Raw genomic sequence first — 13,769 nt, 5'->3', positions numbered from 1 at the left:
ATTTGTTCTTCCGTAGAACATAAATGTGTGATTGCCTTGGTTCATGGGAATCAGCATCGGTGTGGTCGGCGCCGGCCAGTTCGCTCCTTCGTTCCTGCGGCTGTGGTCCGCGCACCCGGATGTCGCCGATGTGCGGCTGACTGACGTCGTACCCGAACGGACCGCCGAGATGGCGGCCAAGCACGGGGTCACGCTCACGTACCAGTCGTTCGAGGAGATGCTCGAGTCCGACGTGGACGCGGTCGCGATCTTCACGCAGCGGTGGTTGCACGGCGAGATGGCGATCCGCGCGCTGGAGGCCGGGAAGCACGTTTACTCGACCGTGCCGATGGCGATCCAGGCGGACCAGATCGCGCGGATCATCGAGCTGGTCGAGGAGACCGGCCTCACCTACATGATGGGTGAGACCAGCTTCTACTACCCGTCGTCGGTGTACTGCCGGCAGAAGCTGGCCGACGGTGCGTTCGGCCGGGTGTTCTACGCCGAGGGTGACTACGTCCACGACATGGATCTAGGGTTCTACGCCGCGTACCAGTACAGCGGTGGCGAGGACTGGAAGAAGACCGCGTCGTTCCCGCCCATGCTCTACCCGACGCATGCCGTGGGCAACGTTCTCTCGGTGACCGGGCAGCACGCGACGCATGTCTCCTGCATCGGTGTGCAGGACGACCGTGGCGACGGGGTGTTCGACAAGGACGTCAGCCAGTTCGACAACGACTTCAGCAACGCGACCGCGCTGTTCAAGCTCGCGGACGGCGGGGTGATGCGGACGAACGAGATGCGCCGCGTCGGGTACCCGTCGCACATCCGTGAGTCCCGGCTGCGGGTGTTCGGCACCGAGGGCAGCTTCGAGCAGCTGGCGACGACCACGCTCTGGCAGACCAAAGAAGGTGTCGAGGACGTCAGCCAGCTGATGGAGACCAAGCCCAGCGGCTCACTCGACGACCCCGACCTCGCGAACGTCGACCCGGCGCTGCGCGACGCGTTCCGCTCCGGCCTCTCCCCGGTCCACGACCGCAGCCGCCTCCCCGCCGAGTTCGACGGCCTGCACAACGGCCACGAAGGCTCCCACCACTTCCTGGCGGACGACTTCGTCCGCGCGGTATCCGACAAGACTCTGCCCCCGATCAACGCCTGGGTATCAGCCCGCTACACCCTCCCCGGCATCTACGCCCACCAGTCCGCCCTCCAAGGCGGCGTACAACTAGAAATCCCCGACCACGGAGACGCCCCCGTCTAACCGTCCGTGGGCGAACCGCCGTAGGAGACTTCGTTGCCGTCGGGGTCGTAGTAGGTGGCGTGGCGGACGCCGTTTTCGTAGGTTTCGCGGGCGGCGGGTTCTAGGCCGCGGTCCGCGATGGCGCCGAGCACACCCTCGAAGTCCTCGACGAAGAGGGTGTGTTGGGCGTGGCCGGCGTGCTCGGGGACTACCTCGATGTAGATGTACTGGTGCTCACCGAGCTCCCAGACCGCTTCGATGTCGTTGGGTAGGAAGCTCGGGGGTGAGCCGAGGAGCTTCTCGTACCAGGCGAGGGCGACGTCGTAGTCGCTGACCGAGATACCGGCAAACAGGTCCATACGCGATCGTAACGTCAGCGGTCCGGAAGGTTCAGCCGCTTGAGGCGTTGGTAGGCGCCGAGGATGTGTTTGTCGATTCCGTCCTGGGCGGCTTGTGGATCGCCCAGGGCCAACGCGTCGCGTAGTTCCTTGTGCTCGCTGTAGCCGACGTCGAGGAAGTCCGGGAAGTTGACGTTGCGGGCTCGCAGGAAGACTGTCACCTGGCCCCGGATCGACTCCCAGACCCGTTGCACGCGGGCGTGATCGCTGTACGCGTAGATGATGTCGTGGAACTGGAGATCGAGCCGTACGGCGTCCTCCGGGGCGATCTTCGTATCGACGCTCTTCATCTGCTCGAGGACCGCGTCCATCTCGGCGAATCCATCACCCTGCATCCGGGTGCACGCCCGGCCGGCGGCCAGTCTCTCGATCGCGCCGCGGAGGGTGTGCACCTCCTCCACGTCGGTCTTCGTCAGCGTGCTGACGAACGCGCCGCGGTGCCGGCGGAGCTCGACGTGACCCTCTTCCTCGAGCCGCGACAGCGCCTGCCTGATCGGCCCCCGGCTGACCTTGAGGGCCTCGGCCAACTCGGTCTCCTTGAGGTGCTGGCCGGGCTGGAACTTGGAGCCGGTGATCATCTCCCGGAGCACGTCGGTCACCAGATCGCCCAGAGCGCGCTGCGACGGCAGCGCGGGCACAGCGTCGTCGGAGTTCATGCCGACCACCTCCTCAAGGCAGTTACCGCCAGTACTCGAAAGCAGGACGACTCTAACCCCTCTCGCACCTCTCTGTAGATTGTAAACAGTAAGTCATTGACAGTAAATGAATGACGAGAGCAGACTCGGAACCTCCACTCAGGCAGAGCGGCACAGCGCCGGCGCCATGTCGGCCGACCGTGAGGCAGCCCGATCACCAGGGCAGAGAGAGGTCACGACGACGATGACCACCGAGACAGCGGTTCACACCGGACGTACGTCCCTCGGCCCGTTCCCGCCGGCCGCTCCCCGGATTCCCGACGCACCGCATGTCACCGCGGCGACGATCGAGGTCGACGCCGCGCAGAGCGAAGGCCCGCTCGCGCGCATCTGGGAGAGCTTCGGGTACGACGAGTTCAACTGGACGTACATGCCCACCGGGAAGCGGCTGCTGCAGACCTTCGCCGACTTCTCCGGCACCGCCTACTTCGTCCGCCCGCACTACATGTACTGCTCCGGCAGCGGTTTCGGCATCCCGCACTGGAGCTCCGGCAACGTCTACCACGAGGACGCCGACGGCAACCCGTACTACGACTTCTCGCTCCTGGACCAGGCGTACGACGCGATCGTCGGCGCCGGCCACCACCTGCTGGTCGAGCTCGGCTTCACCCCACGAGACCTCCTCCCACCCGAGGCCGACGAACTGACCGTCGTATCCAGTCCCACCGCGTACACCAACTACGAGGCAGGAGCCTGGGGATACCCGCCCAAGGACAACGCAAGATGGGCCGGCCTGATCAGCGCCACCGTTCAGCACTGCATCGAGCGGTACGGCGAGGACGAGGTGAAGACCTGGCTCTGGGAGCTGTGGAACGAGCCGGACATCTTCTACTGGCGTGGCACTCTCGAGCAGTACAACGAGCTCTACACCGCAACGGTGCAAGCGATCCGGGCCGTGTTGCCCGAGGCAAAGGTCGGCGGACCGGCTGTCACCAGCGGCGGACTGAACTTCCTGCGCGGCTTCCTCGACTACACCTCGCAACGTGACGAGCCGCTGGACTTCATCTCGTACCACACCAAGGGTTGCCACTTCCCGACCCGCGACTACCGGCCGTTCTCCGAGCCGGCGTCCGAGCTGCTCAGCCCGTCGTCGACGAAGATGCTGTACGACCTCCGCGAGTTCAACCGGCTGATCGGTTCGTACGACGCGTACGGCGACCTCCCGGTGATCGTCGACGAGTGCGACGCAGCGGTACCGGCACACTTCGGGCGCTACGACAACCGCAACTACAGCTTCCAGAACACCGAGTACTACCCGGTCTTCCAGGCGAAGCTGATGAAGAAGATCCTCGACCTGAACGCCACCGAGCCGGCCAAGGTCGCCTACGCCACCTCGTGGAGCTTCTACTTCGAGGCCGAGCGCTACTTCGAAGGCACCCGGTCCTTCCTCACCGCCGGTGGTGTCGAGAAGCCGTTCCTCAACGCCTATCGGATGCTGTCGCTGCTCGGTCCTGAGCGCCTGCGTACGACGTCGGACGCCGCCTGGCAGGTCGGCGACCTTGACCACACCGACGGCAGCAGCATGCCGGAGGAAGTCGACGCGATCGCCTCGCGGTCGGAGGACGGAAGTGTCGCCGTGATGCTCTGGCGGCACATCGATGACCAGTATCAGACCAGCGAGGAACTGACCCCGGCGAGCGTGACGATCCGCAACCTGCCGGCCGGTTCCTACCGGCTGCGGCATCTGCGCATCGACGCCGACCACAGCAACGCCTTCACCGTCTGGCAGCAGCTCGGTTCGCCGCAGGACCCGACCGCCGAACAGCTGGCCGCGATCCACGACCGGCAGGGTCTCGAGGAGTTCGAGCCGGAACGACAGGTCGAGGTGGACGGTGAGCTCTCGCTGGACGTCTCCCTGCCGTTGCCGTCGGCATCGTTACTGATGGTGGAGCCGACGTGATCACGCTGAACAACGGCGTACAGATTCCGCAGCGTGGCTTCGGTGTCTTCCAGGTCCCGCCGGACGACACCCAGGCCGCGGTCGAGCAGGCGCTCGAGATCGGGTACCGGCACATCGACACGGCGGCGGCGTACAACAACGAGGCCGGGGTGGGTGCCGCCGTACGGGCGAGCGGGATTCCGCGCGAGGAGTTGTTCGTCACCACCAAGCTGCGCAACGGTGAGCACGGCTACGAGTCTGGACTGACGGCGTACGACGAAACTCTGCAGCGCCTGGGGTTGGACTACGCCGACCTGTATCTCCTGCACTGGCCCAATCCGGCCGCCGATCGCTATGTCGACAGCTGGCGTGCTTTGGAGCAGATCTACATCGATGAACGAGTGCGGGCGATCGGGGTGTCGAACTTCCTGCCCGAACACCTGGACCGGTTGGCGAAGGAGGGTGAGATCGTCCCGGCGATCAACCAGATCGAACTGCACCCCACCTATCAGCAGCGCGAACTGACCGAGCTGTGCCGCGAGCGGTCGATCGCGGTCACGGCGTACTCGCCGCTCGGTCAGGGCGGCGACCTCGATGATCCGGTGCTGGCGTCGATCGCGAGCGATCACGGGGTGACGCCGGCCCAGGTCGTCCTGCGGTGGCATCTGCACCGCGGGCACGTCGTCATCCCCAAGTCGGTGAATCCCGAGCGGATCCGCGCCAACTTCGACCTTGACGGTTTCGACCTGTCCGACGACGAGGTCGCGTCGATCACCGCGCTGGAGAACGGCAACCGGCTCGGCAACGATCCCCGCACGTTCGCGATCAGCCAGATCAGGTAGCCGGGCGATGACGATCAAAGCGGTGCCACTGACGAGACGGCAGACCCGCCGTTCGAAGGCCGTCGACCAGCTGCCGCGCCACGGTTGGCAGAAGACCACCTGGATCTGGATCTTCCTGCTGCCGACGGTGGTGCTGTACGGCGTTTACACCATCTATCCGATCATCGCGAGCTACTGGTACTCGCTGGTCGAGTGGAACGGGTTCGACTCGAACCAGAAGTTCGTTGGCATCAGCAACTATCGCGAGGTGTTCGCGGATCCGCTGTTCTGGAACTCGTTCAAGGTCACGCTGATCTTCATGGTGCTGGTGGTGCCGGCCCGGGTGTTGCTCACGTTGCTGGTGGCAATGATCCTGAACAACCCGAAGCTGCCGCTGATCGGCGTACTGCGATCGGCCTTCTTCATTCCGGTGGTGACCACAACGGCGATCATCGGCGTGGTGATGCGGTTCATCCTTGATCCGGCCACCGGCCCGATCAACTCGCTGCTGATCAAGCTCGGCGGTGGCGGCGTGGACTTCCTGGGAGGTCAGCACCTGGCGCTGCCGACCGCCGCGGTGTTGTACATCTGGAAGTTCTTCGGCGTCACGATGATCTACTGGCTCGCCGCCCTGCAGACCATCCCGTACGAGTTGTACGAGGCGGCCAAGATCGACGGCGCCGGCACCTGGCAGCTGTTCCGGTACATCACGCTGCCGATGCTCAAGCCGTTCCTGATCATCATCAGCGTGCTGACGGTCGAGGAGACGTTCCACAACTTCGATCTGATGTACACGCTGACCGCGGGTGGACCGTACTTCCACACCGAGATCATCGAGATCTACATCTACCGGTGGGCGTTCGCCGCCCCGATCCCCCAACTCGGGCACGCCTCCGCGGCCGCGGTGATCTTCGGGCTGCTCGTGGCGATCGTCGGCGCAGTCCAACTGTGGGGCGTGTACGCCGGTCGCCGGCTCAGAGGAGAACAACGATGACCGCGCAACTGACCGTACGCACGGATCGGCAGCGGCATGTGCTGCGCCGGCTGCCCTGGTGGATCGCCGCGATCGTTCTGGTGGGTATCGCGCTGCTGTGGATCTTCCCGTTCCTGTGGATGCTGTCGGCATCGCTCAAGGACAACATGGAGATGTTCACCGGCGGCCTCAAGCTGTGGCCGGACAAGTTCGTCTGGGCCAACTACGCGCGGGCCTGGAACGACGCGCACTTCGGCCGGTACCTGATCAACACCGTGCTGGTCACCGTGATCACCGTCGTGATCGTCACCATTCGGTGTGCGACCGCCGGCTATGTCCTGGCCCGCTATCGATTCCGCGGGTCCAAGGTCTTCCTGGGGATCCTGGTCGCGACGCTGTTCGTCCCCACCGGCTACACGATCATCCCGGTGGTGAAGATCTCGATGCAGCTGCACCTGATCGACTCACTGGGCGGGATGATCCTGGCGCTCAGCGGCGGGGCGTACGTGTCGGCGATCCTGATCTACTACGGCTACTTCCGGCAGATCCCGCGGGAGCTGGAGGAGGCCGCGGTCGTCGACGGCGCGGGCTTCTTCCGGACGTTCTTCTCGGTGATGCTGCCGTTGGCGATGCCGGTCACGGCGAGCGTCGCGGTGCTGACGTTCATCACCACCTGGAACGCCTTCTTCCTGCCGCTGGTGTTCACCTTCAGCCGGCCCGAGCTGCGGACCGTGAGTGTCGGTATGCAGGCGTTCGTCGGTGAGACCGCTACCGACTGGTCCGGGATGGCCGCGGCCGGCGTGATCTCGATCGTGCCCGTGGTGGTCCTCTTCATCATCTTGCAGCGCTCCTTCGTCGAGGGAATCTCCGGAGCAGTCAAGTCCTAGCAACACCCGAAGGAATGGAAACGATCATGACCGGATTGACACGTCGCACTCTGCTCGGTGCATCGGCACTCGCCGCCATCGGCGCCGCCACCGGATGCAGCAGCTCGAGCGACAAGGCCGGCAGCGCGGCGAGTGGCGGTGCCACCGGAACGCTGGACTGGTGGGATCACTTCAGCTCGTTCAAGAAACTCAACGACGACTGGGCGAAGAACCAGTCGCCCACGCTCAAGACCAACGTCGCCCACACGTACTACGACGCGTCCAAGGCACCGCAGGCGTTCCAGCTGGCGCATCAGGCCAACAAGATGCCGGACATCTACTCCAACGTGATCGGGTTGCCGTTGCCGGCTCTGGTGAGCGGCAAATGGGTGCACGAGATCACGATCCCGGCGGACGTCAAGGCCAAGCTTCCCAAGGATGCCTTCACCGAGGGCATCACCCAGCTGGACGGCAAGCTCTACGGGTTCCCGATGTTCAGCTTCCGGCAGAGCTCGACGCTGGTGTGGGTGAACAAGGACCACTGGTCCAAGGCCGGACTCGATCCGAACAACGTGCCGAAGGACTACGCGGGCTTCAAGGACGCCCTCAACAAGTTGAAGTCCGCGGGGATCCAGCCGCTGACGTTGGCGATCGGCGCTGATGGTGGGCGGATCCGTGACCAAGTGGACGACATGGCGCAGACTGCTGGGTTCCCCGGCTACCAGGGTCTGCAGTTCACCACCGGCGAGTACGCCTATCACCACGACGCGTACGTCACCGTGATCGAGTACCTCAAGGAGCTGAACGACGCCAAGCTGATCATGCCCGGCTCGAACAACTTCGGTGTCGTGGATGCCCGGACCCGGTACGCGTCCGGGGCGGTCGGGACGTTCATCGACGGGATCTGGTGCGCCGGTGGATCGAAGGCGCTGGCGCCGACGATTGTCGACAAGCTCGCCTCCGGGCAGGTGCTCGTGCCGGAGTCCGGTGCGAATGCATGGTGTTACCGCGGTCGGCCGAGCTCGGGGTACTTCGTGTCGGCGGACAGCAAGAACCCCGAAGCGGCCGGGAAGCTGATCGCGTCGTTCATGTCCGACGACTACCAGAAGGGAATGATCGAGGCGATGGATCAGCCGCCGCTGAACCTCGATCTGGTCGCGTCGTCGAACGCGTCCGACGCGTACAAGAAGGGCGTCGACTTCTGTAAGGCGAACGTGTTCCTGATGCCGCAGGCGATCGTGAAGAACCCGGCGCAGGCCAAGGTGGACGCACTGCGCAAGCCGGTCACCCCGCATGTCGGCAACATCGTCCAGGGCTATCTGGGCGGATCGATCAAGGATCTCAAGGCCGAGCTGAAGAAGTTGAGCGACGCCACGTCGGCCGATCGGGCCCAGGCGCTGCAGAAGGCGAAGGCGGCCGGGGCCAAGGTCTCGGAGGCCGACTACGTCTTCAGTGACTGGAAGCCAGGGCAGGACTACGGGGCCGCGAAATGAGCCGTACGGTGGTTGTGACCGGAGCGGCATCACCTCGCGGGATCGGCCGGGCGACGGCGATGCTGCTCGCCGAAAAGGGATGGAACATCGGCATCCTCGACATCGACGCAGCGGGCGGCCAGGCACTCGCCAACGAGATCGCCGAGAAGCACAACGTCAAAACCTGTGCGGTCGTAGCCGACGTGTCCAAGGAAGAGGATGTTCGTACGGCGATCGACGAGTTGGAGGCCGCACTTCCACCATTGGCGGCGCTCGCCAACATCGCCGGGGTCAGCTCGCCGGTTCCGTACCTGGAACTGACGTCGGACGAGTGGCACCGGGTGATCAACATCAACCTGAACGGCGTGCACTACGTGACCCGGCGGGTCGCCGAAAGCATGGTGCGCCACGGCTACGGCCGGATCGTCAGCGTCTCGTCGATCTCGGCCCAGCGCGGGGGCGGCACCTACAGCAAAACCCCTTATTCCGTAGCGAAAGCGGGCGTGATCGGACTGACCCGGGCACTGGCGCGAGAACTCGGCCCGTACGGGATCACCGTCAACGCGGTCGCCCCCGGCCCGATCGACACCGACATCATGGGCGGCCCGCTAACCCCGGAACGCCGGGCAGCCATGGTCGACGAACTCCTCGTCAACCGAGTCGGCGAACCTCACGACGTAGCCGCCGCCATCGCCTTCCTGACCTCCGAAGACTCCGGCTACATCTCCGGCCACACCCTCAACGTCGACGGCGGCCTCTACATGCACTAGACCTCACGGTTCGTGGGCGGCGCGGTAGTGGAACAGGTCGGGGAGGAAGTTCTCCAGGTTGCCTACTTCTTCGATGTGGTGGCGGATCCAGGCGGTGAGTTTGGGGGTGGGGAAGGCACGGTTGTGGGCTACCGAGTTGAGGAGGAGGCGTCCTAGAGCGGTGGTATCGCCGAGAGTCAGGCGGGTCGTGTAGCGGCTGCCCACGTTGGTCGGCGTGAACTCGTTCTCCAACCGCACGATCGAACTGCCCAGGAGGCGTTTGGTGATGATCGCGACCTCGCTGTCGATCGTCTCGACCGTGACCTCGAGGTCGACCAGCTTGTCGAGTTCACGTCCGGGAGCCTCGGTCAGGCGCACCAGCGACCCCGGGGTGACCACCTCTCCAGGACCGATCAGCTCGTACGAGATGTGGTCCAGCGGGTGCCAGACGAGGTACCGCGGCACGGTCTTGCCGGCGTACTGCATCGTCCCGGGGATGTGGCCGTACCACCAGGCCAGCATCTCCGGCGTGACCTGCTCGAGCGGCGCGTGTGTGATCGTGACGATGGTCCGGCTCTCGTCCGACGAGGTCGACACGGCGGCCGATTCCAGCGGTCGCAGCGGCCAGAGAACCGGCCGCGGGGCGGGCAGCTCCAGTGCCTTCACATCAACGAGGTGCCCGCAGTCCGGCACTCCAAAACGCCATTACCGCACGGCGATCTCGTCCAGGTCCTCCCACGGCAACACCCGCACGACGACCGTCGTACGACCTTCCAGCTCGGCCTTCAGCAACCGGTGCACCCCGTCGAGGATCGTGAGCCGCCCGTCCCAGCGGCGTACGACGTGCAACGGATGCCGGAGGTCCGCGGCCAAGGTCCGCGCGTACTGGTCCTGGTACTTGGCCGGATCGGCGGCGACCTGCCGTGGCGTGAGCTGGAACGGGCGGCCGTCGTACTGCCAGAACGGCCGGTCCAGATGATGGGCCAGGTCCGCGACCCGGACGCTGATCGTGAGCAGGTCCAGACGGTGCAGGAGGCCGAGGTCCCAGTGGAGATCGAGGATGTACGCCGTCAGCTCCGGAGGGATGGCTAGTGGGAACGGACGGCGGGTCACTCGTAGATCTTGCGGAGCCGCAGGGTCATCGAGTTCTCGATGTGTCTTGTCATCGCGGATTCGGCCGCCGCGGGGTCGCCGGACGTGATGGCTTCGACCAGGGTGTGGTGTTCGGTCAGGACCTCGGGGCCGATCTCGCGCTCGTAGTGCAGCCGGAAGATGTGCAGGTGACAGTGCGTCCGTTCGAAAGCCGAACGGACCTGCTCACTCCCGGACAGCCCGGCGATCAGCGAGTGGAACCGGGTGTCGTGCACGCTGAGCGACTTGTAGCCGGCGTAGTCGACCGAGGTCGGCTCGACCGCGGTCGCCAGCTCGGTCCGCAGCCGCTCGCGCCCGTCGTCGTCGATCAACTCGGCCGCCCGTCGCGCCGCCCACGGCTCGAGCAGGAGCCGGAAGCGATACAGGTCGTCGAACTCCGCCAGCGTGAGCAGTGGCGTGGCCCGATAGCCCTTGAGCGGCTCCTTGACCACCAGTCCCTCCGACTCCAGCCGCGCCAGCGCCTCGCGGACCGGAGTCGACGAGACCTGGAAGTCGCGCGCCAGCCCGTCGATGGAGATCCGCGCGCCCGGCCGGATGACGTGGTCCATCAGCATCGTCTTGATCGCCTCGTAGACGTCGTCGACGAGCATCTGCCGCCGGAGCAGCCGCCGGTCCGGCGCCGCCTCGGTCCCAGCGAGACGCGCAGTCGTGGGTTCCGTCATCGGCTCTCTCCGGATCCTGGTCGCGGTCTTGATTTGCCGGTCGGGTTTCGGCAGGGTGGCACTAGTAATCATGCATCATGCACGATTCGACCCCGGCGAAGCTACGGGAAGGCAGAAATGGTGAGGTTCGAAGAAGTCGGTGTCCTGCCTGAGCCGGGGGACAACGTCGCGATCGCCTCCCGCCGCCTCGAGGCCGGCACCGAGATCGACCTGGACGGTACGGCGGTCACGCTGCCACACACCGTGCTCGAAGGGCACCGCTTCGTGATCGCCCCGGTCGCACCCGGCGACGCGCTCACCTCGTGGAACACCCCGTTCGCGCGCGCCTCCCGCGACCTCGTCCCAGGTGACTACGTCTGTACGCCGACCAGTCTCGCCGCCGTCACCGCCCGTGGTGTCGAGGGCCTTCCGGACGAGCCGTCCGCGACGAACGAGCCCCTCGACCCGTACGAGCTCGACGAGTCCGCGCTGAACTTCGGTCAGCAGGTGACCAGCGTCGAACAGCCCGGCACCTTCCTCGGCTACCCCCGTGAGCAAGGACCGGCCGGCACCCGCAACCACGTCGTCCTGATGGCGACCAGCTCGCGCAGCAGCGGCTTCGTCACCGAGCTTGCCCGCCGGTTCGACGGCGCTGCGGCCGGTGACGGCGTCGTACCGGTGGCTCACACCGAAGGTGGCGAGGACGAGGTCCCGAACAACCTGCACTTCCTGCTCGCCACGCTGGCCGGCTTCACCTTGAACCCGAACGTCGGCGCGGTTCTGATCGTCGACACCGAGGACGACGTGGTCTCGGGTCAGGCGATCAAGGACTTCATGGCCGAGCACGACTACCCGTCGATCAAGGTGCCGCATGCCTTCTTCACCCGGCAGGCCGGGTTCGAGCACGACCTGACCTCGGCCGGCGCACTCGTCGAGCCCTGGCTGCCGACTGTCGACAATCAGACTCGCGAAGAGGTTCCGCTCGCGGATCTGAAGATCGCCCTGCAGTGCGGCGGGTCCGACGCGTTCTCCGGGATCTCGGCCAACCCGCTCGCCGGTCTGGTCGGTGCGGAGGTGATCAAGCACGGCGGCGCCGCCGTACTCGCGGAGACCGACGAGCTGATCGGCGCCGAGCCGTACGTGCTGAAGAACGTCCGCGACCTGGCGACTGCCCGGCGCTTCCTGTCGATCGTCCGCTCGTTCAAGGAGCGCGTCGGCTGGCACGGCCACACCGCCGAGGGCAACCCGTCCGGCGGCAACGTGTACCGCGGTCTCTACAACATCGTCCTCAAGTCGATCGGTGCCGCTCGCAAGCTGCCGCGCGAGGTCCGGCTCGACCACGTGATCGACTACGGCGAACTGCTGCCTGGGTGGGATGGGGAGGGGCCGAAGGCAGGGCGCTGCAACGGTTACATCTTCATGGACAGCCCCGGCAACGACCTCGAGTCCGTGGCCGGTCAGATCGGTAGCGGCTGCAACCTGATCTTCTTCACCACCGGGAACGGCTCGATCACCAACTTCCCGTTCGTCCCGACGCTCAAGTTCGTCACGACCACCGCCCGGTACGAGCGCCTGCACGCGGAGATGGACGTGAATGCGGGCAAGTACCTCACCGGTACGCCGATGACCGACCTGACCGCAGAAACCTTCGACCTCACCGTCCGGGTCGCATCCGGCGAACTGAGTGCGGGGGAGCGGGCCGGACACAGCCAGGTGTCGATCTGGCGGAACTGGAAGCAGAGCGGCCCGCGCGAGGGCATCTCGATCACCACCGACGGCCGGATGAGCCGCAAGCTCACCGACCTGCCGGCCGAGGATAGCGACGCACCGCTCGACGGTCTTCCTCTGACCGGCCTGGTGGGTCCGGGCCGGACCTCAGCCCGGCTGCTGCAGGTCGACGACCGGCTCGTGCCCGAGGCGGTCGGCCTGATCCTGCCGACCAGTCTGTGCTCCGGGCAGATCGCCTTGCGACTCGCAGCCCAGGCAGAGTTGGAGAAATGGGCCGGTGACGCGGTCACCCGGATGGTCGCCCTCCCGCACACCGAGGGGTGCGGCAGCAGTGGCGGCGCGTCCGAGGAAACGTTCGCCCGCATCATGGTCGGCTACCTCCTGCACCCGAACACGCGGATGGCTCTGCTGCTGGAGCACGGCTGCGAGAAGACCCACAACGACTACTTCCGTTCGCGCCTGGTCGAAGCAGGCAAGGATCCGTCCCGGTTCGGCTGGGCCAGCATCCAGGCCGACGGTGGTCTCGATGCCGTCGGCATCAAGGTCAAGGACTGGTTCAACAGCTTCGACCTGGACAAGCCGGTCGAGCAGCGCGGGAACCTCGGCTCCCTCACCGTCGGTCTGGAGGCACGCGGCCGACTGACCGATGAGACGGCTGCGGTGATGGCCCTGATCGGCCAGGAGATCGTCGGCTCCGGCGGTTCCGTCGTACTGTCGTCGCGCGGTGCACTGCTCGCTGACGCCGGGTTCCGGACGGCGGCCTTCGGGTCCGCCGACGAGGTTGGTCCGACCATCGCGCACGGGCAGCGGCTCGCCCAGCCCGGGTGGCACGTGATGCGGATGCCGGGGACGGACTGGATGGAGACGGCGACCGGGTTCGGGGCTTCCGGCGTCCAGCAGATCCTTGCGCATGTTGCCGGTGGCACCTTGTCGGCGCAGCGGTTCGTGCCGGTGGTTGAGTTCAGCAACGACGCGTCCACGGTCGCGACGTACGGCGACGACCTCGACGCGGTGGCGACCGGCTCGGCCGAGGAGCAGGCGCGGACCGGATTGGAGACGATCGCGGCGGTCGCCAGCCGCCAGCTCGTCCCCAAGGCGGTTGCTTCCGGCAACGTTGGTTTCCAGATCACCCGTGGTCTTCTCGGCACCTCGATGTAGCTGTGTTTCATTGAAATG

At 65.8% G+C, this 13,769-nt stretch carries 13 protein-coding genes; 8 read left to right on the top strand and 5 right to left on the bottom strand.

The genetic code is table 11. The features are described 5' to 3' along the window. Positions 1-43: 43 nt before the first annotated feature. Positions 44-1,240, top strand: coding sequence for a Gfo/Idh/MocA family oxidoreductase (locus tag AB0L70_RS00170; RefSeq protein WP_363678265.1), 1,197 nt, complete (start codon positions 44-46; stop codon positions 1,238-1,240). On the opposite strand, the gene AB0L70_RS00165 is transcribed toward AB0L70_RS00170, so the two are convergent. Then, positions 1,237-1,578, bottom strand: coding sequence for a VOC family protein (locus AB0L70_RS00165; protein WP_363678264.1), 342 nt, complete (start codon positions 1,576-1,578; stop codon positions 1,237-1,239). The two genes, AB0L70_RS00170 and AB0L70_RS00165, sit on opposite strands and share 4 nt — an antisense overlap. 14 nt (positions 1,579-1,592) lie before the next feature. Then, a complete protein-coding gene (locus AB0L70_RS00160) occupies positions 1,593-2,273 on the bottom strand; it encodes a GntR family transcriptional regulator (protein WP_363678263.1) in 681 nt (226 codons plus the stop codon). A 223-nt stretch (positions 2,274-2,496) separates the two neighbouring features. Between AB0L70_RS00160 and AB0L70_RS00155 the strand changes: the two genes are divergently transcribed. Genes AB0L70_RS00155 through AB0L70_RS00130 form a run of 6 tightly spaced genes read left to right on the top strand, consistent with a single transcriptional unit; the run spans position 2,497 to position 9,093 of the window. Next, positions 2,497-4,212, top strand: a complete 1,716-nt coding sequence (locus tag AB0L70_RS00155; RefSeq protein ID WP_363678262.1) for a glycoside hydrolase — start codon at positions 2,497-2,499, stop codon at positions 4,210-4,212. After that, positions 4,209-5,033, top strand: coding sequence for an aldo/keto reductase (locus AB0L70_RS00150; protein WP_363678261.1), 825 nt, complete (start codon positions 4,209-4,211; stop codon positions 5,031-5,033). Before AB0L70_RS00155 ends, AB0L70_RS00150 begins: the two co-directional genes overlap by 4 nt. A gap of 22 nt (positions 5,034-5,055) precedes the next feature. Continuing rightward, complete coding sequence (locus tag AB0L70_RS00145; protein ID WP_363678260.1) at positions 5,056-6,006, top strand: sugar ABC transporter permease; 951 nt, start codon at positions 5,056-5,058, stop codon at positions 6,004-6,006. Then, positions 6,003-6,872 (top strand): carbohydrate ABC transporter permease, encoded by an 870-nt coding sequence (locus AB0L70_RS00140; protein WP_363678259.1) that lies wholly within the window; start codon positions 6,003-6,005, stop codon positions 6,870-6,872. Before AB0L70_RS00145 ends, AB0L70_RS00140 begins: the two co-directional genes overlap by 4 nt. A 26-nt stretch (positions 6,873-6,898) precedes the next feature. Next, positions 6,899-8,344 carry an ABC transporter substrate-binding protein gene (locus tag AB0L70_RS00135; RefSeq protein WP_363678258.1) on the top strand — a complete coding sequence of 482 codons (1,446 nt, stop codon included), beginning with the start codon at positions 6,899-6,901 and terminating at the stop codon, positions 8,342-8,344. After that, a complete protein-coding gene (locus AB0L70_RS00130; RefSeq protein ID WP_363678257.1) occupies positions 8,341-9,093 on the top strand; it encodes an SDR family NAD(P)-dependent oxidoreductase in 753 nt (250 codons plus the stop codon). The genes AB0L70_RS00135 and AB0L70_RS00130 overlap by 4 nt, the downstream gene beginning before the upstream one ends. 3 nt (positions 9,094-9,096) lie before the next feature. On the opposite strand, the gene AB0L70_RS00125 is transcribed toward AB0L70_RS00130, so the two are convergent. From AB0L70_RS00125 to AB0L70_RS00115, 3 genes are read right to left on the bottom strand one after another with little or no spacing between them, the layout of a single operon-like run. After that, positions 9,097-9,738 (bottom strand): hypothetical protein, encoded by a 642-nt coding sequence (locus tag AB0L70_RS00125; protein ID WP_363678256.1) that lies wholly within the window; start codon positions 9,736-9,738, stop codon positions 9,097-9,099. 39 nt (positions 9,739-9,777) lie between these two features. Continuing rightward, the gene (locus AB0L70_RS00120; protein ID WP_363678255.1) at positions 9,778-10,185 is read right to left on the bottom strand and encodes a hypothetical protein; all 408 of its coding nucleotides are present in this window, start codon (positions 10,183-10,185) and stop codon (positions 9,778-9,780) included. Continuing rightward, entirely contained in the window at positions 10,182-10,886 is a 705-nt protein-coding gene (locus AB0L70_RS00115; protein ID WP_363678254.1) for a GntR family transcriptional regulator, read from the bottom strand. Before AB0L70_RS00115 ends, AB0L70_RS00120 begins: the two co-directional genes overlap by 4 nt. A 117-nt stretch (positions 10,887-11,003) precedes the next feature. Here AB0L70_RS00115 and AB0L70_RS00110 point away from each other — a divergent pair, with 117 nt between their 5' ends. Continuing rightward, positions 11,004-13,751: a UxaA family hydrolase gene (locus tag AB0L70_RS00110; RefSeq protein ID WP_363678253.1), complete on the top strand. Its 2,748-nt coding sequence runs from the start codon at positions 11,004-11,006 to the stop codon at positions 13,749-13,751. Positions 13,752-13,769: the final 18 nt, after the last annotated feature.

Origin of the sequence: Kribbella sp. NPDC051952, from assembly GCF_040680855.1 — a bacterium.
GTDB lineage: Bacteria > Actinomycetota > Actinomycetes > Propionibacteriales > Kribbellaceae > Kribbella.
The sequence above is the reverse complement of the archived record's forward strand: the minus strand, read 5'-3'. Positions and strand labels throughout refer to the sequence as shown.

What these genes read in the sequence shown, in the direction of transcription:
- AB0L70_RS00170 (WP_363678265.1), top strand. Translation starts at nt 44, where the DNA reads ATGGGAATCAGCATCGGTGTGGTCGGCGCCGGCCAGTTCGCTCCTTCG.
- AB0L70_RS00165 (WP_363678264.1), bottom strand. Translation starts at nt 1,578, where the DNA reads ATGGACCTGTTTGCCGGTATCTCGGTCAGCGACTACGACGTCGCCCTC.
- AB0L70_RS00160 (WP_363678263.1), bottom strand. Translation starts at nt 2,273, where the DNA reads ATGAACTCCGACGACGCTGTGCCCGCGCTGCCGTCGCAGCGCGCTCTG.
- AB0L70_RS00155 (WP_363678262.1), top strand. Translation starts at nt 2,497, where the DNA reads ATGACCACCGAGACAGCGGTTCACACCGGACGTACGTCCCTCGGCCCG.
- AB0L70_RS00140 (WP_363678259.1), top strand. Translation starts at nt 6,003, where the DNA reads ATGACCGCGCAACTGACCGTACGCACGGATCGGCAGCGGCATGTGCTG.
- AB0L70_RS00135 (WP_363678258.1), top strand. Translation starts at nt 6,899, where the DNA reads ATGACCGGATTGACACGTCGCACTCTGCTCGGTGCATCGGCACTCGCC.
- AB0L70_RS00130 (WP_363678257.1), top strand. Translation starts at nt 8,341, where the DNA reads ATGAGCCGTACGGTGGTTGTGACCGGAGCGGCATCACCTCGCGGGATC.
- AB0L70_RS00115 (WP_363678254.1), bottom strand. Translation starts at nt 10,886, where the DNA reads ATGACGGAACCCACGACTGCGCGTCTCGCTGGGACCGAGGCGGCGCCG.
- AB0L70_RS00110 (WP_363678253.1), top strand. Translation starts at nt 11,004, where the DNA reads ATGGTGAGGTTCGAAGAAGTCGGTGTCCTGCCTGAGCCGGGGGACAAC.